Below are 25,406 nucleotides of genomic sequence, written 5' to 3' on the forward strand. Positions count from 1 at the left end.
ATCATAAAATAATAATAACATGTCGTATTTAAAAAAAATAATTACCCCTCAAATTTATTGTTTACTAATAGCTTTAAGTGTTAGTATTAATGTATTTGCCCAGGCAGAAAGCGCACATTATCTGGATAGTATAAAAGTACAGTTGAGAAAAGAATGGCCTAAAAACCGAACCATTAATTTAGTTTTTCATGGCCATTCTGTGCCTTCCGGATACTTTAAAACCCCGCTGGTAAATACCCTGCAGGCCTATCCTTTTTTAGCATTTAAGCTTATAAAGGAAAAATATCCGTATGCTGTCATCAACGTTATTATAACAGCGATTGGCGGGGAGAACTCTGTCAGTGGACAAAAACGTTTTAAACGTGATGTACTTACACATAAGCCGGATGTTTTATTTATTGATTACGCTTTAAATGATAAAGTAATTGGTATAAAAAAATCAACAAAAGCTATGAGTAAGATGATCGAAGCTGCTTTGAAGAAGAATATTAAAGTAATATTGCTTACGCCATCGCCGCATCAAAGTTTCAATATACTTGATAATCATAATCCTTATGAGGCTTATACGAATGAGTTGATTGCGCTGGCAAAAAAATATAATGTGGGTCTGGTGGATAGTTATCATCTGTTTAAACAACGTGTTGAAGCAGGTCATGATGTTAAAGAATATATGTCGCAAATAAATCATCCGAATGAAGCTGGACATCAAATTATCGCTGATGCAATTGCACAGTGGTTTTAGTTGCCATATTCGTATAAATCCTTGTATTAAATATTCTAATAATCGTCTATCTATATATTCAGTAAGGAGTAACATACTTAATAATTAAATTCATGCCATCCAGACGGAACTTTTTAAAACAAACATCCATATTATCAGGAGCCCTATTGTACTCCGGCCCTAACATTTTGTACGCTGCCGCTGACGACAGTTTTACTTATACATCAGCTTATATCAATATAAAACTGGCTGCAAAAAGTCCACGTTTAAACAGTTTCAGTGTTGATAGTCTGGGCAAAGGAGAGTTTGCTCAGAGCCCATTGCTGCCCGTAACTGCCATTAGCAATTACACCAGCAAAATTAATAAGCAAACTATAGCATATTATTTAAACGCTGGTAGTAAGCCAGTTTGGGAAGTAAAATGCAGTGAAAAGAAGATTGTTTTACAAAGCAGGTATACGGGTAAAGACACCAAGGCCGACCCTTTTATTATCAATATATCGCAGCAGGCTAATCATAGTACTGTACTAGGGGCACTTGTTGCCGATAACTGTGTAAAGTTTCCATGCCTGTTGCATCTGCCGGGTATGGGGACTTTCAGGATACATTGTAGTGAACCAGGGGTGACTCTGTTTTATGATGCCTATCGTTTTCATTCGGCTGGCGAAAAAGGCGATCCGTTTGTAAAGGCAGCATTTAGTCCGGCTGATGCGCGTACGCCAAACATTACCTATACGCTCGAAGTGGTTAGCATTTATCCTGATTTGAAGGGAATAGCTGATAACCCTATGCTGGATGGGGTAAGGCGAAACTTTATTAATATTTTTCAGTTAAACCCCCGCATTAAGGTATTAGCCAACAACAGTGCCAGCGATGCCTGTACATTTACGCTATATTTATATGCAGAGATGGCGCGGCGCACACCTGAGTTAGCCGATGGGTTAACAGCCATGGACCTGATCAGAAACACGCTCGATATATACCTTAACGGATTTAAAGGATACGGGCAGGTGGGTTATTTTTATCTTAACAAATATGGCTGGTTAAGCCGGTTTGATTCAAGCGACAGCTCGCCCTCATTAGTTATTGCAGCCTGCTATTATATTTTAGATAGTAAGGATACCGGGTGGGCAGCTAAAAACTATCAGGGGATAAGGCAATGGGCTGATAAGATGATAGCAACCGATACCAATAAAGATGGTATTATTGAATACGGTCATACCGGAAATTCGGGCAGCTGGAACATGAAGCCTTTTCAGCGGCCGGCAAACTGGTGGGATTCCATAGGCTTCGGGCATGATGATGCTTACTCAAATGCGTTGGCCTATAGGGCCGCTTCTTTACTGGCTGAGGTGGCTAAAAAGTTAGAAAAGGAACAAGATAGTATATACTATGCTGATTTTGCTTCCAAACTGAAAGGAGCCTATTATAATCACTTTATCAATCCTGAAACCGGCGTGCTGGCTGGCTGGCGAAGCGCCGACGGCAAGCTGCACGACTATTATTTCACCTTTGTTAACGCAGTTGCCGTATGCTATGGACTGCTAACTGATGAACAGGGCAGACAGGTAATGCAAAACATGTTGCAGAAGATGAAAGAGGTGGGTTATATTAATTTTAAAATGGGTTTACCCGGCAACCTGGTGCCTGTACCGCCGCAGGATTATGCTCACCATGATAAACGCTGGGGCTACGGCGTTAAGCCGGATGGCTTAGACGGTTTCCAGATTTATGAAAATGGCGGTGCTACAGCATGTTATGCCTATTTTACCATCAAGGCTTTATATGATGTAGGATTGCGCAAAGAAGCCGACAACATTTTTTTACCCATGATGGAAAGTTTTAAGGAAGGAGGCTTTGAAGGACATTGTGAGGGTAGTGACTATACAAAGGACTGGAAAACATGGGATGGAAAATGCTGGGGTTATGAAGGCTTTTTAGTGGATAATTATTTATCATTCTTAGTTGTTTATGATTGGCATAACAATCAAAAGTAATCACCTTAAAATACATTATAATATGCGTTTATGGGCTACCAGTAGCTTTTTACTCAACTTATTTTTTTTGTTAGTTAGCTTACAATGCCATGCGCAGATAAAGGTCCCGGCCCTGGTCCCCACGCCGGCATCGGTCAAAATGGGCCAGGGTAGCTTTATATTCAGTGCGCGAACTGTAATCAGAGCTGATGCAGCAGAATGTAAAACCGTAAATTTTTTTACAAAGTATCTGCTAAATACCTGGAAATTTAAAACTATGGTTGTTAGCAGTAATGTAAAAAATGTAACCCGGCAACCGGCTGTTTATATCACAACAAAGGGTTCAGAACAACTTCCTGCCGGTGGCTATAAGCTGTCCATAACACCTGCTGCAATAACGCTTGTAGGAAAAGATGCCGGTTTATTTTATGGAATACAAACCTTGATACAACTGTTCCCTCTTAATACCCAGGGAACAGTTGTTTTACCTTGCCTCAATATTACTGACCAACCACGTTTTGCTTACCGCGGATTGATGCTGGATGTATCGCGTCATTTTTTCACGGTTGGGCAGATTAAAGATCTGCTTGACTTGATGGCTTACTATAAACTGAACCGCTTTCACTGGCATTTAACAGACGACCAGGGCTGGCGGCTGGAAATAAAAAGTTTGCCCAAGCTTACACAGGTAGGTGCCTGGCGTGTCCCTCGTTTGGAATTCAGTGGCAATACCCTACCGCCTCAACCTGGTGAAAGCGCTAGTGATGGAGGCTTTTATACACAAGAGCAGGTGAAGGATATTATCCGCTATGCCACTGAAAGACATATAGAAATTTTACCTGAAATTGATGTACCTGGCCACTCCATGGCAGCTATTGCCGGGTATCCTGAACTATGCGTCACCCAAAACCCTGATATTAAGGTTAACCCGGGCAGCAGTTTTGCCAAATGGTTTCCCCACGGAGGCTTTGAAATGTATGTGGATAATACGATTAACCCTACTGACGAGCATGTTTACCAGTTTTTGGATAAAGTGTTTACCGAAGTGGCTGCTTTATTCCCTTATCCATACATACACATAGGAGGTGATGAATGTTATAAAGGCTTTTGGGAAAAAGATGCAGGTGTGCAGCGCTTTATAAAACAGCATCATATAAAAGATATGCATGCCTTACAGGGGTATTTTATTTCAAGGCTTAACAAGATCGTCCAATCGAAAGGCAAAAAGCTGATTGGCTGGGATGAGATACTGGAAGGCAATTTAAACGACAATGTAGCGGTGATGAACCGTTTTGGCGAAAAAGGTGCTGTGGAACAAGCCCGCAAAGGTTTGGACATTGTGCTGGCACCGGGTGGAAACGGTTTATATTTTGATTATGCGCAAAGCAAATCAGATATGGAGCCATCCAGCCATGGTGGTAATGCACCTTTATGGCAGTCATTTAATTATAATCCCGAATACCCCGGCTTATCAACCGAAGAAAAAAAACATATTCTGGGAGTAGAGGCCTGCGTATGGACCGAACATATTTCCACAATAGCCAAGCTTTATTACATGATACTGCCACGCATGCTGGGACTGGCCGAAACCAGTTGGTCATTACAGGCTAATAAATCCTATAAGCAGTTTATTACTGATTTTTTGCCTGCACATTTGTTAAGGTTTGATAAAGCGGATATAAATTATCGTGTACCTACAGCTTTGGAGCAGATAGACACTACCATTAATGCGTCAACCTATAAATTTGTTGCCAAAGTACCTTTTAAGGGTGCTAAGGTTTATTATACCTTAAATAATATCACTCCCACCGAAACAGACCACGAGTATATACAGCCAGTAACGCTCACTATTCCTGAAAATACAAAAATGATACTGAAAACCATTGTAATTACACCGGTCGGTCATCGCAGTGTAGTTACACGGATGATAATTGATAATAAAGTTAAATAATGTAAGATTTCTAAGGACAAGTTATCAAAGGTTTTGCAGGGCGATGGGTTGTTAGACACCTATCATTTTGAACGGCATCCTGTAGGGGAATTTTATGCCCTAAGGTCGGGTGACATGGCTGATGACAATGGTCTGGTAAAAGAGAAAATTGTGATAAGTAAGATGAAAAGTTTTATTGGCTTACCTGATTTCCGCTATTCGTCAACAGGGGTTATCGGAGGGGTTACGCTGGTTGAATCCAATAATAATATGTTTGATATCTTGGGGCTTCCTGGCACAAGGATACCTCATGTATGGCTGGATGAAACCCGGCTGTCCAATCCGCCTGCATGTGTAAAGCGCGGTTTTATTTACCTGAGCGGATGGTCCGACACGCCCTTTAAAGCAACATACGAACGTCTCCGTATGATGCCGGAATGGCTAACGTTTAACCTACCGGTGGGACATAACATTATTGAGTTGGCGTTTGACGATTTATTGGAGATTGTGCTCCGATTTGCCTGACCAGTTGTACGCATATCTCATTAGTCCTGCAATTGATGAAATATCTATCAAACGCTTTGACGAATATCGTCTTACCAAAGTCATTAAAAGGCATTAACAAATTGAAGAACCATAAGATATAGCTAATTATTTATGAAAGATATCACCAATTTTAAGACAATTGATCCGCAGATCCTGTATTTCGGCACCCCTGTAGCCCTGATCACCACTTTAGATATAGATAGACATCCAAACATCGGCCCTATTTCGTCAGTTTGGGCATTAGGCTGGACAATAATGTTGGGCCTAGAGTGCGGCTCTAAGACTTATCAGAATTTGATAGCGCAAAAAGAATGTGTAATCAATCTGCCGCCGTCCGCGGTTTTCAAACAAGTAGAAAAGATTGCTACACTTACGGGCGCAAATCCAGTTCCGGATTATAAAAAAGACAAATACCGATATGAAGCGGACAAATTCAAGGTAGGCGGTTTTCATTCGCTGCCATCAGATCTGGTTCAGCCGCCGCGTATAGCACAATGTCGTATCCAGTTTGAAGCCCGATTGAAAAGCAGTTTTAAACATAGATGATGACCCGAAAGAGGCCGGACCCGTGGCCGCCGTACAGGTACGAGTGGTCAGGATACATGCTGACGAGAAGTTAGTTGTTAAAGAGAATCATATCGATCCCATTAAATGGGATCCATTGATCTATAATTTTAGGCATTATTACGGCCTCGGAGATGAATTGGGTAAAACTTTTAAAGCGGAAATATAACATGAAAACTACATTTGAAAAATTAAAAACATTATTGATAGGAACATGGAAAGGTCAAGGCTTTGCAAAGTTTCCGACTATTGAAAATACCGGTTACGAAGAAATTTGGAAATTTACGTCGGATGAATGGAAACCTACTATTCATTATGAGCAGCATACCTGGTACGTAAATGCAACCGCAAATAATGGCCAAACTGTATTTTGGGACACAGGGTTTATTCTTCTTAAAGACGATCAAATATTACTCATCAGTGCCCAGTCAGGCGGTCGTCTCGAAACCTATGAACTTGTTAGTTCTATTTCCAATCGCTTTACGTTTGAGATGAAATCACTTATTAATGATCCGAAAACAATCCGGTCACAAAGGATCATCGACGTCAATGGTCAGATACTTCTATATCAACTCAATATGAGTACTCATCAAGCAACAACGTTCCAAAATCACTTAAACGCTGAGCTAAAAAAGAGAATAGGTAAAATTCGTTATTAATCACAATTCTATTAAAATTTCTTGTCAGTTTAAGATAGCTGGCGGAAATACATTGAGTCAATATAGGTCGCGTACTTTAGATGAAAACAATTACCGAACGTTTTTTTAGTGCACTGGAACACCAGCTGGCGGAAATTTCCTTAAGTGGAGAATCGCTCATTGAACAATACCGCGCTTCCATTAAGGTAAGCAAAAAAGCCATGAACAAATTGAAAAGCTATATCGCCAGCTATGCTTTCGAGAACGTAGCCGAAGAAGTCAATTTTTTCAAGGAGATTAAACCCAAGTTTTACAGCAAGTACATCTACTTCATTAATATCCATAATTACTTGCTGCAAAAACCGACCGGTGGTGAACGGATACAGCAGGACTATATTGAAATGCACCTGACCGAACTCAAAACCTTTTTTGATCATAATCGTGCCTTTTACAGTTACTACCGTTCCGGCATGACCCAGATGGACGAAATATACTATACACGGGGGCACTTTGACGTACATGCGGAGCTGGAGGATTTTGAAGAAGATGAGCAATACAGTACTACCCACGATTATAAACTCTCTAAGATCATCGCCAACGAAAAGTTCCAGGATTACCTTAAGCTGGAACTGGCGAAGATCGGCCATGAAGATATCATGAGTATCGGGGGGCGAAAAGTATTTCCCTTCGACCACCCCAAGTGGACCGCCAGCCCGACCGATGCCGCCGAACTCCTTTATGGTTTACAAGCTTCCTGTGCGGTCAATAACGGTCAAATCGACATCAAAGAACTCGTGGGGATCTGGGAATTTGTTTTCCAGATGAAGATCAATGAACCGTACCATAAGCTGTACGATATTGCCAAGCGCCAAACCGAAATGTTCGTTTTTTTTAAACGCATGCAGGACAGCCTGTGGAACTTTATCAAGCAAAAACTCAGCAAGGGATTACCGCCTAATAAAAAATAGCAGGCTATTCGAGTTTGTATTGGCCTTTACCTGACCGAATAGCAGCCCCACCTATTCCCAAGTTGTGTAATAGAACGCGGCGGGGTTCTCACCTTTGTTTTACCTGGCGGCATGGGGCCGCGGGTTAAAATAAAAGAATATGCTCAACGCGATATCCTGGCAGCAATATATCACTGCCGTTATTCTCTCTAGCGCAGCCTGGTACGCTTACGTCGGCCTGCGTTATTACCAGCCGGAACTATCGGCATTTCTAAAGATCAAATCAACAAAGCGATCAGTTGTCCCGCCTGTTGCTAATCAAATGACGGTAATGATGGGTGAAGCCCGGTCCGAGGCAGATACAGGTTTATACAATCCGGAAGAATTACTTTTCAGCAACTCCCAACCTGATGATATCAGCGATCAAACCCTTCCCAAAGGGCCTGCTGATGACCTGCTGGCTGAAGCACAGGTATTGGTAAATGCTTACACTGAAAATAACGATAAAGAAGAATTCCTTTCCCTTTTTAAATTATTGTTGGACAAATACGAAGTGTTTGCCGATGAGATCAGCCTACCTGCCTTTATCAAACAGCTTAATAAATACGCGGCTGAAAAGCTCCCATTTGAAATCCAGGCCGAAGAATGGCCCTTAACATTTGCATCATGAAAAGAATCAAGTCAATCATCGCCCTGCTACTTATAGCAACGGCAACAATGGCCCAGGACGGTAATGCGGGTATTAATGAAGCGACTAATCAAGTTAAAAGCTACTTCTCAACCGGTACCAATTTAATGTATGCCATCGGCGCTATCGTCGGGCTCGTCGGCGCGATCAAAGTGTATAAAAAATGGAATGATGGCGAACATGATACCGGCAAGGTCGCTTCGAGTTGGTTCGGTAGCTGCATCTTTCTGGTTGTGGTAGCTACGGTACTTAAATCCTTCTTCGGCGTATGAGCTACCAGATCAACAAAGGCATCAACCGCCCGATAGAATTCAAGGGACTAAAAGCGCAGTATATCGGCTATTTAGGCGGCGGGCTGGTGATCCTGCTCGTGCTGTTCGCTATGCTGTACTTGGTTGGCCTGGCGATCTACCTTTGTATTCTGATCATTCTGGGTCTAGGCAGCCTGCTTTTTCAGCAGGTATTCAGCCTGAGTCATAAATACGGTGAACATGGCTTAATGAAACGTAATGCCCGCAAATATCTGCCCACTTACCTGAAATTTAAAACAAGGAGGCTTTTTTATGAAAAACGCTGAACAGGTTTTCCCGATCTATAAAGTTGAACATGATACGCTGCTTTCTATGCAGGGAGACCTGACCATCGCGTTTGAACTGACTCTGCCGGAACTGTTTACGTTATCTAATGATGAGTATATGGCCTTCCATCAAACCTGGGTAAAAGCAATTAAACTGCTGCCTAAAAACAGCATTTTCCATAAACAGGATTGGTTCGTACAGTCTTCCTACCAGGCCAATTTTGGTGACAAAACATTTTTGGGCCATGCCAGCGAGCGGTTTTTTAATGAGCGCCCCTACCTGGCCCATCATTGCCTGGTGATGCTTACCAAACGGCCGGAAAATTATAAACCGGTGACCAGTGCAGCCAGTAGCTTGATGCGCAAGCATATTACACCAAAACAAACGACCTCGACTGAACTGTTCCGTGATTTCGCAGACTGTGCCGGGCAATTTAAGCGCCTGATGGAGGATAGCGGCCTGGTACGCCTGCGCCGCTTAAGTGACGATGAACTTGCCGGCACTATCGCGGTGCCGGGCATTTTGGAACAGTACTGCTTTTTACTCAGCCGCACGGATCAGCCGGTATTAAAAGACATTCATTTACAGGACGAACTGCGCATTGGTGAGCAGTCCTGCTACTTATACACCTTAGCTGAAGCGGAACATTTGCCGGCATTGGTCGGCCCTCGCATTACCTACGACCAATACAGCACGGATAAGACGAAATTCAGCACCGGCTTCGCCAGCCCTATCGGGGCCTTGCTGAACTGCAATCATATCTACAACCAATATTTATTTATTGAAGATAGTGCCAAAACCCTAAAAAAACTGGAAGCCAAAAAACTGCGCCTGCAATCGTTATCGGCCTACTCCCGCGAAAACGCTATCGGCCGAGATGCCACCCAGGAGTTTTTGAACGAAGCGATCAGTCAGCAGCGGCTTCCGGTTAAGGCACATTTCAATATCCTTTCCTGGACGGATAATAAAGCAGAACTCAAAGACGTGCGGAACAAAGTCAGTTCCTCATTGGCACAGTTGGATGCCCAGCCCAAACAGGAAACCGATGGTGCGCCGCAGATCTGGTGGGCCGGTTTACCTGGTAATGCCGGTAACTTCCCGATGAACGACACCTTTGATACGTTCGCAGAACAAGCGGCCTGCTTTTTTAACCTGGAAACTAACTATCGCAGTTCTTTGTCGCCCTGTGGAGTCCGTTTTGGAGACAGGTTATCCGGAAAGCCTATTCATGTGGACCTGAGCGATGAACCAATGAAGCTTGGTATTACGACCAATAGAAATAAATTTATAATTGGTCCATCAGGTAGCGGTAAGTCTTTTTGTACAAACCACGTGCTAAGAAGCTATTATGAACAGGGTGCTCATATTGTTGTGGTTGATGTCGGCCATAGCTATGAAGGTTTGTGCGAATTTGTAGACGGCTATTATTTCACATATAGTGAAGAAAGCCCGATCAGCTTCAACCCCTTTTATGTAGGCAAAGACGATGTACTCGACACCGAAAAGCGTGAAAGCATTAAAGCGATGATCCTGGCGCTTTGGAAAAAAGAAGATGAGGGCGTACAACGCTCTGAGTATATCGCCATTTCGGATGCTTTATTCCATTACTATGAAAGCCAACCTGAATTTGCCTGCTTCAATTCCTTTTACGAGTTTTTAAAAGGGCCGTTTTATGATACCATGAAAGCCAGCAAGGTTAAAGATCAGCACTTCGATATCGACAACCTGCTGTTCGTCTTACGCCCCTACTATCAAGGCGGTGAGTATGACTACCTGTTAAACGCTACCGAAAATTTGGACTTACTGCACCGCCGTTTTATCGTATTTGAACTGGATAATATCAAAGACCACCCGATACTGTTCCCGGTGGTTACGCTCATCATCATGGAAACCTTTGTGAGCAAAATGCGCAAGCTGCCCAAAGACACCCGCAAGATGATCCTGATCGAGGAAGCCTGGAAAGCCATTGCCCGTGAGGGTATGGCGGAATACATCAAATATCTCTTTAAAACCGTCCGCAAATATTTTGGTGAGGCTTTGGTGGTCACCCAGGATATTGAAGATATCATCAGTTCACCAGTCGTTAAACAGGCCATTATCAATAACAGCGATTGTAAGATATTATTAGACCAACGCAAATACCAGAACGATTTCCCGAAAATTCAGCAGCTCTTAGGCATTACCGATAAGGAGACTGCCTTAATCATGAGTATGAACCGGGCCAATGACGAACGCTACCGTTATAAGGAAGTATTCATTTCACTCAATGGACAGTTGTCAAGAGTATATAGAACTGAGGTTAGCCGCGAAGAATACTGGACCTATACGACCGAATCTGCCGAGAAAGCAAAAGTTAAAGCTTATAAAAAGAAATACGGCGATATCCGCAAAGCGATTGCGGTTATCGTCCAGGAAGAACAAGAAAACAAAGCAGCATGAAAACATTCATCAAATTATTGGCCATCGCCATGCTATTGGCGGGCTGCGGCTCAAAAAACATTAATGGTACTTACGTCAGTCATACTGAGGGCCAGTTCTCTATTGCTGATGACACTTTAGTTATTGCCGATACGGTGATTATCAATCATACCGGATTTCAAAAAATACGCCAGGGGCAACTATTGCCTAAAGCGTATAAGACGCACAAATGGACATTGAATAGTCCGGATGCACCACCGATGCAGATCACCGGCAAGCAAATTCAAATCGGAAATACTATTTATCATAAACTGCCATGAAAAAGCTGATCGTTATTATCCTCTGCCTGATCTCGTTCCGCAGCCAGGCCCAATACCAAATCATCACGACCGTGGTCAAAAAGGTGATCAAAGCGATTGACCTGAAGGTACAACGGATGCAGAATGAAACCATTTGGCTGCAGAATGCACAGAAAACCATCGAGAACGAATTGTCGAAATTCCGGCTGACCGAAATATCTAATTGGTCTGAAAAGCAAAAAAGCTTGTATGATGATTATTACCAGGAATTATGGAAGGTAAAATCCACCATCGCCTATTACCAGCGTATCAAAGAACTTGCTGCAAACCAGTTGGCCATGGTCAGCGAATATCAAAGGGCCTGGAAGCTTTTTCAATCCGATCAGCATTTTAAGCCCGACGAGATCATTCAGATGCAAAGGGTATACGTCGGCCTGCTGGATGCCAGCGCCAAAAACCTTGACCAGATCATGCTGGTGGTTAATCCAGGTAAAACCCAAATGACCGACCAGCAAAGACTGGAAGCGATCAATCAGGCGGGTGACCGGCTGGAGGAAAATTACAGCGATCTGAAGCAATATAATAATCAAAACATGATCCTGAGCCTGCATCGTGCCGGTGATCTGAACGAAATACAAACCATTAAATCATATTATGGCCTGCATTAAATTAACTATCGTCGTCTTGCTATTCAGCCTGAGCGCCAGGGCGCAAACTTTTGCCGAATGGTTCAGCCAAAAGAAAACGCAAAAGAAGTACCTGCTGCAGCAAATAGCTGCCTTACAGGTATATAGCGGCTATCTAAAAAACGGCTATGCTATTGCCAAGGGTGGTTTGGGCTCTATCACCTCCTATGTGGGTAATGAATTTGCTTTGCATAGCGGTTATTATACGCATTTAAAAACAGTCAACCCGGCTGTTAAAAACAATCCGCAGGTTGGTGCGATCATCCGCTGGCAACAGGATATATTAAAACAAACTACCGCGATCAAAAACCAGGATGGTTTAACAGTTGCTGAAGGTAACTATACCGCTAAGGTTTGCAACGCGCTGCTAAACGATTGTGAAGCCCGGATCAATGACCTGCAAAACATCCTCTCGGATAACAAAACAGAAATGAGTGATGAGGAACGTATCCGGCAGATTGCAAGGCTGCACCAAGCCATGCAGAATAATTACCGTTTCGCGGCCAACTTCCGCTCCCAATTGCAACTGCATGTACGCAATAAACAACAAGAATCAAAAGATCATAACACTTTAACCCAATTGTATGCGAACCGTTAAGATCATCGCGCTACTGCTCTTTTTTAGCATCAGTGCAAAAGCACAAAGTGATGAACTACAGCAATTGCTGCTGAACATCGAAAAGCTGACCCAGTTCAAAGCCATTCTTTCCGATATGAAACAAGGTTATCAGATCTACCAGCAAGGCTATGGTATGGTATCCAATTTGTCCAAAGGCAATTTTGACCTGCACAACATTTATCTGACCGGCTTAATGGCAGTTAATCCGGCCATTCGTAATAATCCGCGAATCGGCCAGATCATCGGACAGCAAAATGATATCATCAGTGAGTATAAGCGTTACGCCAGCCTTTTCCGGCAAAGCGGCAGCTTTAACGGCAATGAGTTAAGTTACTTCACGAACGTTTACAACCAAATCGTCAGGCAGAGTAACGTCAATATCGATGACCTCGCCAATGTCACGACCGCCGGGCAGTTGCGGATGTCGGATGATGACCGGCTGCTGGCCATTGACCGCATTTACAACAGCAGTTCCGACCAATTGCAATTTCTCCGCTACTTTAACCGCAAGGCGGTGATGTTGAGTTTACAGCGAAGTAAAGACCAGAACGACACCCAAACCCTCAAACGGCTGTACGGGATAAATTAAAAAATCATGAAAAAGAAAGCTTTAATGATCGCCCTGCTGGTGATCACCGGGACCGCTTTGCCGCAATTTGTTTTAGCCGATGGCCTGGCCGATGACATTCACGGCTTACAAGGCGTGCTCAATAATGTATATAATGAAATGCTGCCCATGTGCAGCCAGCTCATCGGCGTCGCCCGAGGGATCGCCGGTTTCGGGGCGCTATGGTATATCGCCGCACGCGTTTGGCGGCATTTAGCCAATGCGGAAGCGGTCGATTTTTATCCCTTGTTACGGCCCTTTGCTTTAGGTATGGCCATTCTTTTATTCCCGACGGTTATCGCGGTGATCAACGGTGTCATGAATCCAGTGGTAGCGGCGACCGGTGGCATGGTTAAGAATTCTGACGCGGCAATCGAAAAACTACTGGCGCAAAAACAGGCAGCTATCGAAAAAACGGATACCTGGCAAATGTATGTCGGCGATGATGGTGAAGGCGACCGCGACAAATGGTACAAATACACCCACCCGGATGATCCGAACGGTGACAAGGAAGGTGTTTTTTCCGGCTTGGGCAATGACGTAAAATTCGCCATGGATAAAGCCAGTTACAAATTCCGTAACAGCGTGAAGCAATGGATGTCCGAGATCTTACAGGTGGTTTACGAAGCCGCAGCACTTTGTATCAATACCATTCGTACCTTCTACCTGATCGTGCTGGCGATATTAGGCCCGCTCGTTTTTGGCCTATCGGTCTTCGATGGTTTCCAGCATACCCTGACGACCTGGCTGGCTAAATACCTCAACGTGTTTCTTTGGCTGCCAGTCGCCAATATCTTCGGCAGCATCATCGGCAAAGTGCAGGAAAATATGCTCAAACTGGATATCCAGCAAATTGGCAATGCCGGCGACACGTTTTTTTCCAGTACCGATACAGCTTACCTCATATTTTTATTGATTGGCATTGTCGGCTATTTCACCGTACCCGCGGTTGCCGGTTATATCATCAACCCCGGCGGCGGTAACGGCCTGTTAAATAAAGTGACCAATTTGACGTCCATCAGTCTGAGTTCGGTCAGATCATCCTCCTATGCGGCAGGCGAACGCATGGTACAAGGCGCTGCCAATATTGCCCAGGCACCGGGCAACGTTATGGACGGCTATCGCTCGGCCGGTTCCAACAATGTCCAGGCAGAAAAACTAAACGGAAACCCAAAAAAATAAACTCATGTTCACCCACCTCAGAAATATCGAAACTGCTTTTCAGCAAAATAAACGAATTGTCGCCCTGGTCGTCCTGACCAGCGCCTTAATATCCATCGCAGCCATCTATTTTTCATTCGCCGCTTATCAAAAAGCGTCGGCGCATATTTATGTGTTGGCGAATGGCAAAGCCCTGGAGGCGATCGCGGCAGACCGCAAAGACAATATACCGGTTGAAGCACGCGACCATATCAAAATGTTTCATTATTATTTTTTTACGCTTGACCCGGATGAGAAAGTAATAGAAAGCAATATCAGCAAAGCGCTTTACCTGGCGGATGAAAGCGCGCGGAACCAATACAATGGGCTGAAAGAAAAGAGCTATTACAATAACCTGATCTCAGGTAATATCAGCCAGCAGATCACAGTGGATAGTATCCAACTTAATATGAACAGCAGCCCTTACTATTTCAAGTGCTTTGCCACTGAAAAACTGATCCGGGCAACTTCGACGATTAGCAAGTTACTAATCACTCAAGGTTACCTGCGCAACGTCAGCCGTTCCGACAATAACCCCCACGGCTTTTTGATCGAGCACTGGGAAACATTAGCTAACCGTGATACAACCCTGACACCATGAGAAATTTTCAACATTGGTTTAATCAGCTTAAACCTACGCAGCAAAAAAGAACCCTGGTTATTTTTTGCCTGTTGTTCGCCGCGCTGCTCGTATTGAGTATTCGCTATCAGCAATTGCGCCTGAATACCGGCCATATCGTACAACCCCGAATAGCAATAGATACAATAAAACACAAATGAATATGGAAAAGCAACGAAAATTTCTGTTGGTATTACCGTTGTTGGTGATACCCTTTATGACCATGGCCTTTTGGGCTTTAGGCGGTGGCAAAACGTCCAATCAACAGGCTATAAGCAGCCGTGGCCTGGATACCGACCTGCCAGAGGCGCAATTCAAAGATAAGGACAAGACCGATAAAATGTCCGTTTACCAGGAAGCGCAGCACGATTCAACGCAGGACGGCGTTAGCCCGGCCTTTTTGAGATCGATGGGCCTTGACAAAACCCCTGCCTCAAAATCCGATTCGGTAGTTACAGCGGATGATCAGGCGCAAAAAATTCAGATCAAACTGGCCCAATTAAACAAACAGCTTAGTCAACCGCAGGAAACGCGCTCCTCGTCGTCATATGACGAACCTGATCCTCAGCAAGTGCGGCAGTTAAAGAAAATGATGCGAAATATGAATGGGGGCAATAATCAGCCTGACCCGGAAATGCAGCAGCTCAGCAAAATGCTGGATAAGATACAGGCGATCCAAAACCCCGGCTCGGTACAAGCTAAACTGGAAGTTACCGAACCCGCTAAGCCATTCCGTGCCATACCGGCCGTAATTGATGGTAAGCAAAAAGTGATGGATGGCGCGGCGGTCAAACTCAAACTTACGGATACCGTAACCTTAAAAAACCAGTTATTGCCCAAGGGCCAGGAGATCTTTGGTGTATGTCAGGTCACCAATCAACGACTGCTCTTAACGATCCAAAACATCCGCTTAGAAAAGCAAATTATCCCCGTCAACCTGACCGTATTTAGCCTCGACGGAATGCCCGGCATACCTGCGCCCGAGGCAGAGTTGGGTGGCGCGGCCGGTTCCGGCGCTGATAACGCCATCCAAAGTATGCAGTTCCTGAGCATGGACCAAAGTCTGGGCGCTCAGGCGGCAGCCGGCGGCATCAATGCCGCTAAGGGATTATTCAGTAAAAAAGTAAAAAAGATCAAAGTCAAATTACAGAACCAGTACCCCGTCCTGCTGAAGATCAATAAATAAAAGTCATATCCATTCATTAAAAAACAAATAATACCATGAACACGCAAAATTTAAGTTACCTGCAAAAACAATTGTTAAACCTGGGCTTCGGCGAAGCCATGAACACCGAACTGGAGAAAAACATCGCGGCGAACAAGCCGGAATTTACGCTGAACACTACCCAGGAGTACAATAAACAAAACGTTGATTATACGTTGCATTACAAAGCTGGCGGTGATCAAAACGATATGTATTTCTTCAACAAATATGACGCATCGCTCCGGGACAAGGATATGCAGCAAGCTTTTTATATTAATAAAAGTGGCGCGATCACCGCTAAAGAAGCGTATAACCTGATGGAGGGCAGGGCTGTTCACAAACAGCTCGAAAATTTGGAAGGTGAAAAATATAATGCCTGGATCATTATCGATAGAGAGAACAAAACAGAGAACGGCAATTATAAACTACGTCCGTTTACCGATGGCTGGAATTACAAACCAGAACGAGCCATTGACAAAATGGACATCGTTGGCATTGATGAACCCGGTAACCGCGAAAAACTGATGAAGTCGCTGGAAAAAGGCAACCGCCACCAAGTCACCGCTATGAAAGATGGCAAAGAAGTGAAGCTGTTTCTTGAAGCGAATCCCGCCGAACACCGGATCAACCTGACCAATTGGAAAGGCGAAGCGCAACAGCTGGAACATTACAAAAAACCGGAAGCTAAAGCATCCCAAAAGACAGCGCAGACCCAGGAGGATGCGCCGGTAAAAAAGCAACGCAAAGGCGCTAAAATGAAAGTTTAATATTAAATTTGCCACATCTTAAAGAACTGGCATTCTTGCCGGTTTTATTGTGATAAGGTTTAGGTTGAAAGTCCCCGGCAGCGAGTGTTTGGGGACTTTTATTTATCTTTAGTGTACCTTACCATTCCTGATGAAAAAACAGATCATTATCGCGCTGCTTTGCGCTTTTGCCATTTCGGCTAGCGCACAAACGATCAACGCGGCCTACGTCAAAGCGCTTTACCAGCAATATCCGACCCTTCCATCAGACTTCTGCCCCGCCTGTAAACTTTGGGTCAACCCTTATTACCGGTCCATCGCTGATACGGCAAAGCATATGCCGCTGGTCACTTATTACGTCTATACCAAAGTCCACCGCCTACAACAGGAAAACGGTAATGTGCCCCGCACCGGTATTTACGCCGCCTGGCATGCCGCTGATGGCCAACCCGACGAGACCAAAGTGTATAAACAAGCGAATGTGGAATCACCGGACATGATCGCCAAAGGGCACTGCCAGGCCTGGATCTTATTGGCTTATGATATTAACGGCGCTATCCTCTCGGACACCTATACTTTTAATGCCGGAATGGAATACCAGGGACAGAATATCGGAACGGAGATCGCGACCGAAGAACTCTGCCGTAAACTAACCGATCAAACAGACAGTGTGCGCATCTGGTGTGGCACTTTTGGCAGCCAGCGAACTTATACCAAAAACGGTATAACGGTAACATTGCCCAGCCATTATTATAAAATCATCAAGTACAACGACCAGTTGCTTTGCTATTGGATGCCCAATCTGCCGACCGAAAAACGGGCCTTGTTGCCGCAACGTAAGGTCAGCCATGACCAATTGATCGCGAACCTGGGATTTGATCCCATGGCGATTTTTAAAGAATAGACCATATTGATTATCTTTAGTGATGTCAAAACCAATCCTCGCCGGTATCGCCCCGCAAGTCGTGGTTAGCGATGCCAAAAAAACAGCCGAATACTATCAAAACGTCCTGGGCTTTAAACTCATCGGCTTCTTTCCGTCCGAAGTAAGTACGGCCTATGTTATGCTCAAACGCGACGGGTTCCAGATTCATTTTGGCGGAGCTGAAGATATCAACCCGCATATCAATGACCGCATCCGTTGCGGTACACCCGATTTCCTGATCTGGGTACCTGAAATAGAAGCATTTTACGAAGAAGTGACCGCCAAAGGTGCCAAGATACAGCAGGAGATCATGCAGCGCTCCTACGGACGGGAATTTATTATCGAAGACTGCGACGGCCACTGGTTGCATGTCTGCGATTAGATCAACCGTGCCAGTCCGACATCAATTGACTCGTGCTTATTGTTTTTTTACATTCCGGGCAAGCGTCTTGAACCTGTCCCCGTTAGCGGGTGCGACGGTAATGGTCACATGTCCGGTCTTGCTGGTATGAAAATCCGTTGCTACTCCGGTCTTACCTTTGTGAGTCCCATTGATCACGATGCAAGCATCGCCGTCCTTCAAATCGTCATTATTTTCCATCTTCATTCCTAAAAATTAAAAAAAATATCAACGGGCGTTAAAGCGAATGTGCGCAAGATAAGGACTTAATTGCTGTGTACCTTCGAATGCCCGCCAACGCAGTATTTTGTTGGCTAAAGGATCATAATACAATTCCCCATAAAAGGAACCGACACTGTACAATTGGACGATCAGGCCGTTCTCTTCCCGGTCAGCTAAAAACTCGCCTTGTAAAATGGCCGCCGCTTTTTCAGCATCCTCAAGCGCATCGTATTGTTCCATCGTGAGCATTACCAAATTTAAACATCCTACGCGAAAAGTAGCTAAGGGTTAATTGCTTTCACTGAGTTTAGCGAGTTTTTCAGCCACAATGCTTAACAAATGGGTATCCACCGGCTGCGTCGCTAAGGCGCGATAACCGGCTTCTTCATCCGGTTCAAACGTTAAGGTTACGTCACCGATCAGCACCGCGATACGGTGGGTATAGCCCCACCGTTCAAAACGGGCTTTGAACTCCTGTTCCTCGCCTTGGTAAATGATGGGTAAATTAAACGGCTCATTCATATAATTCAGATAACTACTCTAAAGGTTAGATTGATGCGGGTCCTCATTGGTTTAACGGATTTGGCGATCCGGTGTTCCCAGTGTTCCTGAAGCCCGGCTTTCATTAGTAAAAAAGAGCCATGCTCCAGTTTTACCGAATAATGTTCGCGATGATCCGCTTTATTACGGATATCAAAACTACGTACTTGCCCAAAACTAACCGAAGCAATAACAGGGTTTTTACCCAACACGCTTTCCCGGTCACTATGCCAGGCTACCGAATCATTGCCATCCCGGTAATAATTCAGCAAAACGCTATTGAATTTAATACCGGCTACGGCCTCCACTTTTTCCTTGAGCATTAATAACTCCGGTGTCCAGGGATTAGGGTTGGAGATTTTGCCCGATACTGAATAATCCGTGCCGACATCCCCGTGCCAGGCCGTCAATCTCGGCGTCAGGTATTCCTTATCCCACATTTTCTGCTTCGTCTGTTTCCAGGGCATTTCCGCGATAAATTTTTGTAGCAATATATCGCTGGTTGGCTGATCAATAAACCCTGGATAATATTCCAGTAATTCCTTCGGTAATCCCTTACTCTGTCCCGCTTCCGCGAAAAAACTCAACTGCTCCATAACACCTCCATATTGTACTGAATGAATTTGCCTAACTGCTCCTGCTCATCAACGGTCAATACCTCACCATCATAGATCCAATAGCCCGCATTGTCAAACAGGATCCGGCCTAAATAGGCTTCATCAACAGCTACGTACAAATGATACACCAATGCCGCATCCGGGCATTCGGTATCCGGAACCACATTAATGACCTCATCAGGGCCGTTCTTTCTTTTCAACCAGGCATTCATCAAAACAAATGTAGAAATAATTTGTAAAATGCTAAAAATATTAGCATAACTTTACAGTCCCAAATTTAATGTCATGGCCGATGCGAACAAACAACTGATCGAAAGGCTGCAAAAGGATATTTTGCAATGGGAAGGCTATAAAGCGCCGGCTAGCGGGCGGCGGGAGACTTTAGGTTTGGGGCCGCTGGAAGCGGGTTTTCCTAATGGCGTGTTTCCGAAAAGCACGGTGCATGAACTGGTTTGTGCCGACCGGGAGCAGGCGGCAGCTTCGGGCGGCTTTGTGACAGGCGTACTGTCTTTATTAATGCAGGAAGGCGGGATTTGTGTCTGGATCGGGCGGCGGCGTTTATTTGCCCCGGCACTGGCGGCATTTGGGGTAGCACCGCACCGCGTCATTTTTATTAATTTAGGGAAAGACAAGGACGCCTTGTGGGTGATGGAAGAAGCGCTGAAGTGCGGCGGTTTGACCGCCGTAGTTTGCGAACTCAAAGACATGGACTTTAAACAGTCCCAGCGCTTTCAGCGGGCGGTAGAACAAAGCCGGGTAACAGGTTTTGTCTTGCGCAACGCAAAGGCCAAATTAAGTTCTACCGCTTGCGCGGCACGCTGGCAAATCAGCGCCTTGCCCAGTACGGACTTGGGCGCATTGCCCGGTTTAGGTTTCTTACGCTGGCAAGTAGATTTGCTCAAAGTACGGAACGGCCAAACGGGTTCTTATGTATTGGAATGGCAGGATCAGCATTTTGTACCAGTCGAAGAAGACGTTTTTGTAGCAGAAAGGCAGGTAGGTTGAGATGCAAAGACGCTATATGGCCATATGGTTCCGGCATTTGCTGACGGACGGGATAGCGCGGCGGCGGCCTGAATTAAAAGAACTGCCTTTTGTGCTTGCCGCGCCGGTTAAAAATAAGATCATCATTACCGCTTCCAGTATACTGGCTGAACGCGAAGGCGCTTTTACCGGCATGGCGGTTGCAGATGCGCGGGCAGCTTTCAGCGAATTGGTCGTGATTGATGAAATACCGGGACAAGCCACTAAACTTTTACGTTTGCTGGGCTTGGGTTGTCTCCGTTATACGCCAATTGTAAGTCTGGATCTGCCTGATGGCTTGCTATTAGATATCAGTGGCTGTGCCCATCTTTGGGGCGGCGAACGCGGTTACCTGAAAGAAATTGTACTCAAATTACGGGAGGCGGGTTTTGATGCCCGCGCCGCGATTGCCGATACCCCCGGCGCAGCCTGGGGCGTAGTTCGCTTTGCCCAAAAACGGCCTATTATCGCTAATCATGAACAAAGAGCCGCTATTGCAGCCTTGCCGCCCGCGGCTTTAAGGCTGGAACCGGAAGTCCTGGAGCGATTGCAAAAACTGGGTTTTAGGAACATAGCTCCTCTACTGGCGACCGCGCCGCAAGCTTTGCGGCGGCGTTTTGGCACCGGTTTATTGCTCCGTATCGATCAGGCATTGGGTAAAGTAGAAGAATATTGGGAACCCATCGTACCACCCGTACCTTATAGCGAACGGCTGCTCTGTCTGGAACCCATCCGTTTGGCGCCGGGTATCGAGATCGCGATTGAAAAACTATTAGAAAGACTCTGCCTGCGTCTGCAAACCGAAGGTAAGGGTGTACGCAAAGCCATCCTCAAATGTCATCGTATTGATGGCAAAAAAGTACAGGTGGGCATCACAACGACCAAAGGTTCGCATAGCGTATCCCACCTGTTGCGCTTGTTCAAATTACAGATCGATAAGATCGAACCGGCATTAGGAATTGAATTATTTGTGTTGGAAGCCCCGCGTGTCGAAGACATGGAAACCGTACAGGAACAAATATGGGCGGACCCTAAAGGTTTGGCCGATACGGCACTGGCCGAATTATTGGACCGTATCGCCGGCAAGGTGGGCGCTAATGCCATCAAACGTTACCTGCCCTCGGAAAACCACTGGCCGGAACGCTCTTTTAAAATAGCCGGCTCATTGACCGAAGAACCACAAGCGGCCTGGCCAGAACTACCGCGCCCGATCTCTTTGGTATCCCCGCCAGAGCTTATTGAGGTGATGGCGCTCGTGCCCGATCACCCGCCCAAAGTTTTTGTTCATAAGGACAAACGGCACACCATCGCCAAAGCCGACGGGCCGGAACGCATCGGCCGCGAATGGTGGCACGATAAAGGGGAACACCGGGATTATTACATTTTAGAAGATACGACAGGCTGCCGCTATTGGGTCTTTCGTTCCGGGCATTACGACAGCGACGATGCACGCTGGTACTTACATGGTTATTTCGCATGAACTACACGGAATTACAGGTCACTTCGAACTTTAGTTTCCTGCGCGGGGGTTCACACCCGCAGGAAATGGTCACCCAGGCCGCTGCTTTGGGCTATTCCGCTATAGCCATTACTGACCGTAATTCTTTGGCCGGCATTGTCCGGGCACATACGGAAGCCAAACAAGCCGGCATCCGGTTTATCCCCGCCTGTCGCCTGGACCTGATGGACGGTACCAGTCTATTGGCTTACCCAACGGATCATGTGGCTTACGCCCGCTTATCAGCCTTATTAACTTTGGGCAACCTGCGTACCGAAAAAGGCAAATGCGAATTGTATAAAGCCGATGTGTATCAGTATGCAGAAGGCCTTTTGTTTGTCGCGGTTCCCCCGGAACGATTAAATAATAGGTTTGAATTTGATCAACACTTTTTGACTGATCTGGCTGAATACAAAAAGAATTTTGGTAAGGCTTTGTATGTTGCCGCCTCCTTTAATTACCAGGGCCAGGACAGCAAACGATTGTTCCGTTTAAAGGAAACCGGTGTGCCATTAGCCGCTACAGGAGATGTGCATTACCATACCGCCGAGCGCCGGGAACTACAGGATATATTGACCTGCATCCGTGAAAAATGCACGATCCATACGGCAGGTTATTTACTGCATCCCAATGCCGACCGTTTTTTAAAACCATTAGGCGAAATTGAGCGGTTATTCCGCACTTATCCGGAAGCATTGGCTAATACCCAATACATTTCCGAATCCTGCACTTTTTCACTGGATATGCTCAAATACCTGGAGCCCGAAGAAGTACTGGAAAACGGCCTGACCCGGCAGCAGCGGCTGGAAAACCTGACCTGGGAAAAAGCCAAAGCCTTATTTGGCGACCCTTTACCCGAAAAACAAAAAAAGCAGATCGAATTTGAACTGGTCTTTATCAAAAAGCGCCGGCTCGCCTGGTACTTTCTGCGCGTACATCAGATCACCCAGCAGGCCGAAGATTGGGGCATCCTGCACCAGGGCCGCGGATCGGCAGCCAATTCTACCGTTTGTTTTTGTTTAGGTATCACGGCCGTTAACCCGGCCAAATCGCGTTTACTGTTTTCCCGTTTCATGTCTGACGCGCGGGATGAATGGCCTGACATTGATGTGGACTATGAGCACGAGCGCCGGGAGGAGATCATCCAGTTTATTTATGAGGACTACGGCCGCGACCGGGCGGCCATCGTAGCGACCGTCACTCAGGAACGGCACAAAGGCGCCATCCGCGATGTCGGCAAAGCCATGGGCCTTTCCGAAGACACCATCAAACGCATTGGCGCGACCATCTGGGATTTTTATGAGGAAGGCTTTGATGAAGAACGCTTGCGCGGCCAGGGGCTCAATCCGCATGACCCGGTCATTCGCAAAGTTTTGGAACTCACCTGCGAACTCATGGGCTTCCCGAGGCAGTTGGGTCAGCATACGGGCGGTTTCGTAATCACGGAAGGCAAATTATCGGACTTTTGCCCGGTGCTGAATGCCCGCATGGTCGATCGCACCCAGGTCGAATGGAACAAAGACGACCTCGAAGACCTCGGCATCCTAAAGATCGATGTACTGGGCCTGGGGATGCTCACCATGATCCGCAAGGCCTTTGACCTGGTGCTCCGACACTATGGTATCAAGCTCACGTTAGCTAACGTTCCCCAGGATGACCCAAAAGTTTATGACATGATCTGCGCGGCCGATACCATCGGCGTGTTCCAGATCGAGAGCCGCGCGCAAATGTCCATGCTGCCACGGCTGAAACCACGTTGCTTTTACGACCTGGTGATCGAAGTAGCTATTGTCCGCCCGGGCCCGATCCAGGGCGATATGGTGCATCCCTACCTGCGCAGGCGCAATAGAGAGGAATTGCCGGAATACCCGAAACCGGAACTGGAAGAGATTCTAAAACGAACATTGGGTGTACCACTATTTCAAGAACAAGCGATGGAGATCGCTATTGTTGCTGCCGGTTTTACGCCTGCCGAAGCTGACCAATTGCGTCGCAGTATGGCTTCCTTCAAAGCCAATGGCAAACTCAAATTCTATGAAGAAAAGATCGTGGCGGGTATGCTGGAAAGAGGTTACGAAGAAGATTTCGCCCGTCGCATTTTCAAGCAATTACAGGGTTTTGAAGGCTATGGTTTCCCGGAAAGCCATGCCGCTTCTTTCGCCCTGTTGGTTTACATCTCTTCCTGGCTCAAATGTTATTACCCCGATGTCTTCTGCGCGGCCCTGCTCAACAGTCAGCCGATGGGTTTTTACCAGCCCGCGCAGATCGTGCGGGACGCGCGGGAACATAGTGTACAGGTCCTGCCGGTGGATGTGAACTATTCGGACTGGGACAATACGCTGGAAACCAAAAATTATCATTACTACGCCGTCCGCCTCGGCTTCCGGCAGGTCAAAGGGCTGAAAGAAACCGATATGCTGACCCTCACGACCATGCGCGGGGACGGCTACCGGCATATCGACCAGTTACGAACTGCCGGTGTACCCGAAGCCGCGCTGGAAAAGCTTGCCGACGCGGATGCTTTCCGCTCGCTCGGCGCCGACCGGAGAATGGCGCTGTGGGAAGTATCCGCTTTGGCTGACCGGCCCATCGGCCTGTTTGAAGGGCAGGTCTCCGAAACCGTGCTGGAAGATACTGTGCCTTTGCCGCTGATGAGCCGCGGCGAGCATGTGGTGCAGGATTATATCTCTACCGGCCTTTCGCTCAAAGCTCATCCGGTAGGCTTGTTACGGGGCCAGTTAAGCCGTCTGCGTAATGTGCGGATCAGTGACCTGGCGCGTTATAAAGACGGTGACTTTGTCCGGCTGGCGGGATTGATCACCGTGCGGCAACGTCCCGGCACGGCTAAAGGCGTATTGTTTATGACGATGGAAGATGAGACGGGCTCCGCTAACCTGGTGGTCTGGCAGCAATTGTTCGACGAATACCGCAAAGAGATCGTCCAGTCCAAATTACTCATGGTCATGGGTAAATTACAGGTGGCCAATGGTGTCACCCATCTGGTGGTACGCCGGTGCTTTAATCTCACCGCGTTGTTGCGCAGCCTGACCGAAACAGACTTGCCGCAAACCCTGGCCCGTGGCGATGAAACCACTAAGCCGGTCAATTATGACGGGCGGTCGACGCCACCCGCTGAAGGCGCTTTCCATAAAGGGCGGAATTTTCATTGATGACTTCATCCTCCCTAACTAAAAA

Annotated in this window: 29 protein-coding genes; 24 read left to right on the forward strand and 5 right to left on the reverse strand. The window is 46.1% G+C overall.

Annotated features, from left to right (window positions below):
• Nucleotides 1-19 precede the first annotated feature (19 nt).
• From IRJ18_RS03450 to IRJ18_RS03550, 21 genes are all read left to right on the forward strand, one after another.
• Nucleotides 20-742 carry an SGNH/GDSL hydrolase family protein gene (locus IRJ18_RS03450; protein ID WP_194104804.1) on the forward strand — a complete coding sequence of 241 codons (723 nt, stop codon included), beginning with the start codon at nt 20-22 and terminating at the stop codon, nt 740-742.
• 92 nt (nt 743-834) lie between these two features.
• Nucleotides 835-2,718 (forward strand): alpha-L-rhamnosidase-related protein, encoded by a 1,884-nt coding sequence (locus IRJ18_RS03455; RefSeq protein ID WP_194104805.1) that lies wholly within the window; start codon nt 835-837, stop codon nt 2,716-2,718.
• 67 nt (nt 2,719-2,785) lie between these two features.
• A complete protein-coding gene (locus IRJ18_RS03460) occupies nt 2,786-4,648 on the forward strand; it encodes a beta-N-acetylhexosaminidase (RefSeq protein ID WP_194104806.1) in 1,863 nt (620 codons plus the stop codon).
• 114 nt (nt 4,649-4,762) lie between these two features.
• Nucleotides 4,763-5,152 (forward strand): hypothetical protein, encoded by a 390-nt coding sequence (locus IRJ18_RS03465; RefSeq protein ID WP_194104808.1) that lies wholly within the window; start codon nt 4,763-4,765, stop codon nt 5,150-5,152.
• A 132-nt stretch (nt 5,153-5,284) separates the two neighbouring features.
• Entirely contained in the window at nt 5,285-5,719 is a 435-nt protein-coding gene (locus IRJ18_RS03470; protein ID WP_228072516.1) for a flavin reductase family protein, read from the forward strand.
• A 188-nt stretch (nt 5,720-5,907) separates the two neighbouring features.
• On the forward strand, nt 5,908-6,396 hold the full coding sequence (locus IRJ18_RS03475; protein ID WP_194104810.1) for an FABP family protein: 489 nt from the start codon (nt 5,908-5,910) through the stop codon (nt 6,394-6,396).
• Nucleotides 6,397-6,476: 80 nt separating this feature from the next.
• On the forward strand, nt 6,477-7,343 hold the full coding sequence (locus tag IRJ18_RS03480; protein ID WP_194104811.1) for an RteC domain-containing protein: 867 nt from the start codon (nt 6,477-6,479) through the stop codon (nt 7,341-7,343).
• A 139-nt stretch (nt 7,344-7,482) separates the two neighbouring features.
• Nucleotides 7,483-7,992, forward strand: a complete 510-nt coding sequence (locus IRJ18_RS03485; RefSeq protein ID WP_194104812.1) for a hypothetical protein — start codon at nt 7,483-7,485, stop codon at nt 7,990-7,992.
• Nucleotides 7,989-8,282: a DUF4134 domain-containing protein gene (locus IRJ18_RS03490; protein ID WP_228072518.1), complete on the forward strand. Its 294-nt coding sequence runs from the start codon at nt 7,989-7,991 to the stop codon at nt 8,280-8,282. Before IRJ18_RS03485 ends, IRJ18_RS03490 begins: the two co-directional genes overlap by 4 nt.
• Entirely contained in the window at nt 8,279-8,587 is a 309-nt protein-coding gene (locus tag IRJ18_RS03495) for a DUF4133 domain-containing protein (protein ID WP_194104816.1), read from the forward strand. The genes IRJ18_RS03490 and IRJ18_RS03495 overlap by 4 nt, the downstream gene beginning before the upstream one ends.
• Nucleotides 8,574-11,027 (forward strand): TraG family conjugative transposon ATPase, encoded by a 2,454-nt coding sequence (locus tag IRJ18_RS03500; RefSeq protein WP_194104817.1) that lies wholly within the window; start codon nt 8,574-8,576, stop codon nt 11,025-11,027. The genes IRJ18_RS03495 and IRJ18_RS03500 overlap by 14 nt, the downstream gene beginning before the upstream one ends.
• Nucleotides 11,024-11,326: a putative periplasmic lipoprotein gene (locus IRJ18_RS03505; protein ID WP_194104819.1), complete on the forward strand. Its 303-nt coding sequence runs from the start codon at nt 11,024-11,026 to the stop codon at nt 11,324-11,326. The genes IRJ18_RS03500 and IRJ18_RS03505 overlap by 4 nt, the downstream gene beginning before the upstream one ends.
• Nucleotides 11,323-11,973 (forward strand): conjugal transfer protein TraI, encoded by a 651-nt coding sequence (locus IRJ18_RS03510; RefSeq protein ID WP_194104820.1) that lies wholly within the window; start codon nt 11,323-11,325, stop codon nt 11,971-11,973. Before IRJ18_RS03505 ends, IRJ18_RS03510 begins: the two co-directional genes overlap by 4 nt.
• Nucleotides 11,960-12,589 (forward strand): hypothetical protein, encoded by a 630-nt coding sequence (locus tag IRJ18_RS03515; RefSeq protein ID WP_194104822.1) that lies wholly within the window; start codon nt 11,960-11,962, stop codon nt 12,587-12,589. Before IRJ18_RS03510 ends, IRJ18_RS03515 begins: the two co-directional genes overlap by 14 nt.
• Nucleotides 12,576-13,199 carry a TerB family tellurite resistance protein gene (locus IRJ18_RS03520; protein WP_194104823.1) on the forward strand — a complete coding sequence of 208 codons (624 nt, stop codon included), beginning with the start codon at nt 12,576-12,578 and terminating at the stop codon, nt 13,197-13,199. Before IRJ18_RS03515 ends, IRJ18_RS03520 begins: the two co-directional genes overlap by 14 nt.
• Nucleotides 13,200-13,205: 6 nt before the next feature.
• Nucleotides 13,206-14,399: a conjugative transposon protein TraJ gene (gene traJ, locus IRJ18_RS03525; RefSeq protein WP_194104825.1), complete on the forward strand. Its 1,194-nt coding sequence runs from the start codon at nt 13,206-13,208 to the stop codon at nt 14,397-14,399.
• 4 nt (nt 14,400-14,403) lie between these two features.
• Complete coding sequence (traK, locus tag IRJ18_RS03530; protein WP_194104827.1) at nt 14,404-15,018, forward strand: conjugative transposon protein TraK; 615 nt, start codon at nt 14,404-14,406, stop codon at nt 15,016-15,018.
• A gap of 181 nt (nt 15,019-15,199) precedes the next feature.
• Nucleotides 15,200-16,222 (forward strand): conjugative transposon protein TraM, encoded by a 1,023-nt coding sequence (gene traM / locus IRJ18_RS03535; protein ID WP_228072525.1) that lies wholly within the window; start codon nt 15,200-15,202, stop codon nt 16,220-16,222.
• Between the two features lie 35 nt (nt 16,223-16,257).
• Complete coding sequence (locus IRJ18_RS03540; RefSeq protein WP_194104830.1) at nt 16,258-17,007, forward strand: hypothetical protein; 750 nt, start codon at nt 16,258-16,260, stop codon at nt 17,005-17,007.
• A gap of 130 nt (nt 17,008-17,137) precedes the next feature.
• Nucleotides 17,138-17,890, forward strand: a complete 753-nt coding sequence (locus IRJ18_RS03545; protein WP_194104831.1) for a DNA/RNA non-specific endonuclease — start codon at nt 17,138-17,140, stop codon at nt 17,888-17,890.
• A gap of 22 nt (nt 17,891-17,912) precedes the next feature.
• On the forward strand, nt 17,913-18,293 hold the full coding sequence (locus IRJ18_RS03550) for a VOC family protein (RefSeq protein ID WP_194104832.1): 381 nt from the start codon (nt 17,913-17,915) through the stop codon (nt 18,291-18,293).
• A 36-nt stretch (nt 18,294-18,329) separates the two neighbouring features.
• Here the strand turns inward: IRJ18_RS03550 and IRJ18_RS03555 are convergent, their stop codons facing one another.
• Genes IRJ18_RS03555 through IRJ18_RS03575 form a run of 5 tightly spaced genes read right to left on the reverse strand, consistent with a single transcriptional unit; the run spans nt 18,330 to nt 19,902 of the window.
• Nucleotides 18,330-18,512, reverse strand: coding sequence for a KOW domain-containing RNA-binding protein (locus IRJ18_RS03555; RefSeq protein WP_194104833.1), 183 nt, complete (start codon nt 18,510-18,512; stop codon nt 18,330-18,332).
• A gap of 27 nt (nt 18,513-18,539) precedes the next feature.
• Nucleotides 18,540-18,782 carry a hypothetical protein gene (locus IRJ18_RS03560; RefSeq protein ID WP_194104834.1) on the reverse strand — a complete coding sequence of 81 codons (243 nt, stop codon included), beginning with the start codon at nt 18,780-18,782 and terminating at the stop codon, nt 18,540-18,542.
• Between the two features lie 39 nt (nt 18,783-18,821).
• Nucleotides 18,822-19,055 (reverse strand): hypothetical protein, encoded by a 234-nt coding sequence (locus tag IRJ18_RS03565; protein WP_194104835.1) that lies wholly within the window; start codon nt 19,053-19,055, stop codon nt 18,822-18,824.
• 5 nt (nt 19,056-19,060) lie between these two features.
• Nucleotides 19,061-19,669, reverse strand: coding sequence for an alpha-ketoglutarate-dependent dioxygenase AlkB family protein (locus IRJ18_RS03570; RefSeq protein WP_194104836.1), 609 nt, complete (start codon nt 19,667-19,669; stop codon nt 19,061-19,063).
• Nucleotides 19,657-19,902 carry a hypothetical protein gene (locus IRJ18_RS03575; protein ID WP_194104837.1) on the reverse strand — a complete coding sequence of 82 codons (246 nt, stop codon included), beginning with the start codon at nt 19,900-19,902 and terminating at the stop codon, nt 19,657-19,659. Before IRJ18_RS03575 ends, IRJ18_RS03570 begins: the two co-directional genes overlap by 13 nt.
• A 73-nt stretch (nt 19,903-19,975) precedes the next feature.
• Here IRJ18_RS03575 and IRJ18_RS03580 point away from each other — a divergent pair, with 73 nt between their 5' ends.
• From IRJ18_RS03580 to IRJ18_RS03590, 3 genes are read left to right on the forward strand one after another with little or no spacing between them, the layout of a single operon-like run.
• Nucleotides 19,976-20,695 (forward strand): ImuA family protein, encoded by a 720-nt coding sequence (locus IRJ18_RS03580; protein WP_194104838.1) that lies wholly within the window; start codon nt 19,976-19,978, stop codon nt 20,693-20,695.
• 1 nt (nt 20,696) lies between these two features.
• Complete coding sequence (locus IRJ18_RS03585) at nt 20,697-22,193, forward strand: Y-family DNA polymerase (protein ID WP_194104839.1); 1,497 nt, start codon at nt 20,697-20,699, stop codon at nt 22,191-22,193.
• Complete coding sequence (locus IRJ18_RS03590) at nt 22,190-25,381, forward strand: error-prone DNA polymerase (RefSeq protein WP_194104840.1); 3,192 nt, start codon at nt 22,190-22,192, stop codon at nt 25,379-25,381. Before IRJ18_RS03585 ends, IRJ18_RS03590 begins: the two co-directional genes overlap by 4 nt.
• Nucleotides 25,382-25,406 lie beyond the last annotated feature (25 nt).

The sequence above is a fragment of the Mucilaginibacter boryungensis genome (assembly GCF_015221995.1).
Taxonomy (GTDB): Bacteria; Bacteroidota; Bacteroidia; order Sphingobacteriales; family Sphingobacteriaceae; genus Mucilaginibacter; species Mucilaginibacter boryungensis.

Bases quoted from the DNA above. Each gene is read 5' to 3' on its own strand.
- IRJ18_RS03540 (WP_194104830.1), top strand. From the start codon at position 16,258: ATGAACACGCAAAATTTAAGTTACCTGCAAAAACAATTGTTAAACCTG.
- IRJ18_RS03505 (WP_194104819.1), top strand. From the start codon at position 11,024: ATGAAAACATTCATCAAATTATTGGCCATCGCCATGCTATTGGCGGGC.
- IRJ18_RS03590 (WP_194104840.1), top strand. From the start codon at position 22,190: ATGAACTACACGGAATTACAGGTCACTTCGAACTTTAGTTTCCTGCGC.
- IRJ18_RS03510 (WP_194104820.1), top strand. From the start codon at position 11,323: ATGAAAAAGCTGATCGTTATTATCCTCTGCCTGATCTCGTTCCGCAGC.
- IRJ18_RS03555 (WP_194104833.1), bottom strand. From the start codon at position 18,512: ATGGAAAATAATGACGATTTGAAGGACGGCGATGCTTGCATCGTGATC.
- IRJ18_RS03575 (WP_194104837.1), bottom strand. From the start codon at position 19,902: ATGAATGCCTGGTTGAAAAGAAAGAACGGCCCTGATGAGGTCATTAAT.
- traM (WP_228072525.1), top strand. From the start codon at position 15,200: ATGGAAAAGCAACGAAAATTTCTGTTGGTATTACCGTTGTTGGTGATA.
- IRJ18_RS03580 (WP_194104838.1), top strand. From the start codon at position 19,976: ATGGCCGATGCGAACAAACAACTGATCGAAAGGCTGCAAAAGGATATT.
- IRJ18_RS03520 (WP_194104823.1), top strand. From the start codon at position 12,576: ATGCGAACCGTTAAGATCATCGCGCTACTGCTCTTTTTTAGCATCAGT.
- IRJ18_RS03550 (WP_194104832.1), top strand. From the start codon at position 17,913: ATGTCAAAACCAATCCTCGCCGGTATCGCCCCGCAAGTCGTGGTTAGC.
- IRJ18_RS03450 (WP_194104804.1), top strand. From the start codon at position 20: ATGTCGTATTTAAAAAAAATAATTACCCCTCAAATTTATTGTTTACTA.
- IRJ18_RS03545 (WP_194104831.1), top strand. From the start codon at position 17,138: ATGAAAAAACAGATCATTATCGCGCTGCTTTGCGCTTTTGCCATTTCG.
- IRJ18_RS03455 (WP_194104805.1), top strand. From the start codon at position 835: ATGCCATCCAGACGGAACTTTTTAAAACAAACATCCATATTATCAGGA.
- IRJ18_RS03480 (WP_194104811.1), top strand. From the start codon at position 6,477: ATGAAAACAATTACCGAACGTTTTTTTAGTGCACTGGAACACCAGCTG.
- traK (WP_194104827.1), top strand. From the start codon at position 14,404: ATGTTCACCCACCTCAGAAATATCGAAACTGCTTTTCAGCAAAATAAA.
- IRJ18_RS03515 (WP_194104822.1), top strand. From the start codon at position 11,960: ATGGCCTGCATTAAATTAACTATCGTCGTCTTGCTATTCAGCCTGAGC.
- IRJ18_RS03500 (WP_194104817.1), top strand. From the start codon at position 8,574: ATGAAAAACGCTGAACAGGTTTTCCCGATCTATAAAGTTGAACATGAT.
- IRJ18_RS03565 (WP_194104835.1), bottom strand. From the start codon at position 19,055: ATGAATGAGCCGTTTAATTTACCCATCATTTACCAAGGCGAGGAACAG.
- IRJ18_RS03495 (WP_194104816.1), top strand. From the start codon at position 8,279: ATGAGCTACCAGATCAACAAAGGCATCAACCGCCCGATAGAATTCAAG.
- IRJ18_RS03470 (WP_228072516.1), top strand. From the start codon at position 5,285: ATGAAAGATATCACCAATTTTAAGACAATTGATCCGCAGATCCTGTAT.
- IRJ18_RS03570 (WP_194104836.1), bottom strand. From the start codon at position 19,669: ATGGAGCAGTTGAGTTTTTTCGCGGAAGCGGGACAGAGTAAGGGATTA.
- IRJ18_RS03560 (WP_194104834.1), bottom strand. From the start codon at position 18,782: ATGCTCACGATGGAACAATACGATGCGCTTGAGGATGCTGAAAAAGCG.
- IRJ18_RS03490 (WP_228072518.1), top strand. From the start codon at position 7,989: ATGAAAAGAATCAAGTCAATCATCGCCCTGCTACTTATAGCAACGGCA.
- IRJ18_RS03475 (WP_194104810.1), top strand. From the start codon at position 5,908: ATGAAAACTACATTTGAAAAATTAAAAACATTATTGATAGGAACATGG.
- IRJ18_RS03485 (WP_194104812.1), top strand. From the start codon at position 7,483: ATGCTCAACGCGATATCCTGGCAGCAATATATCACTGCCGTTATTCTC.
- IRJ18_RS03585 (WP_194104839.1), top strand. From the start codon at position 20,697: ATGCAAAGACGCTATATGGCCATATGGTTCCGGCATTTGCTGACGGAC.
- IRJ18_RS03465 (WP_194104808.1), top strand. From the start codon at position 4,763: ATGGCTGATGACAATGGTCTGGTAAAAGAGAAAATTGTGATAAGTAAG.
- traJ (WP_194104825.1), top strand. From the start codon at position 13,206: ATGAAAAAGAAAGCTTTAATGATCGCCCTGCTGGTGATCACCGGGACC.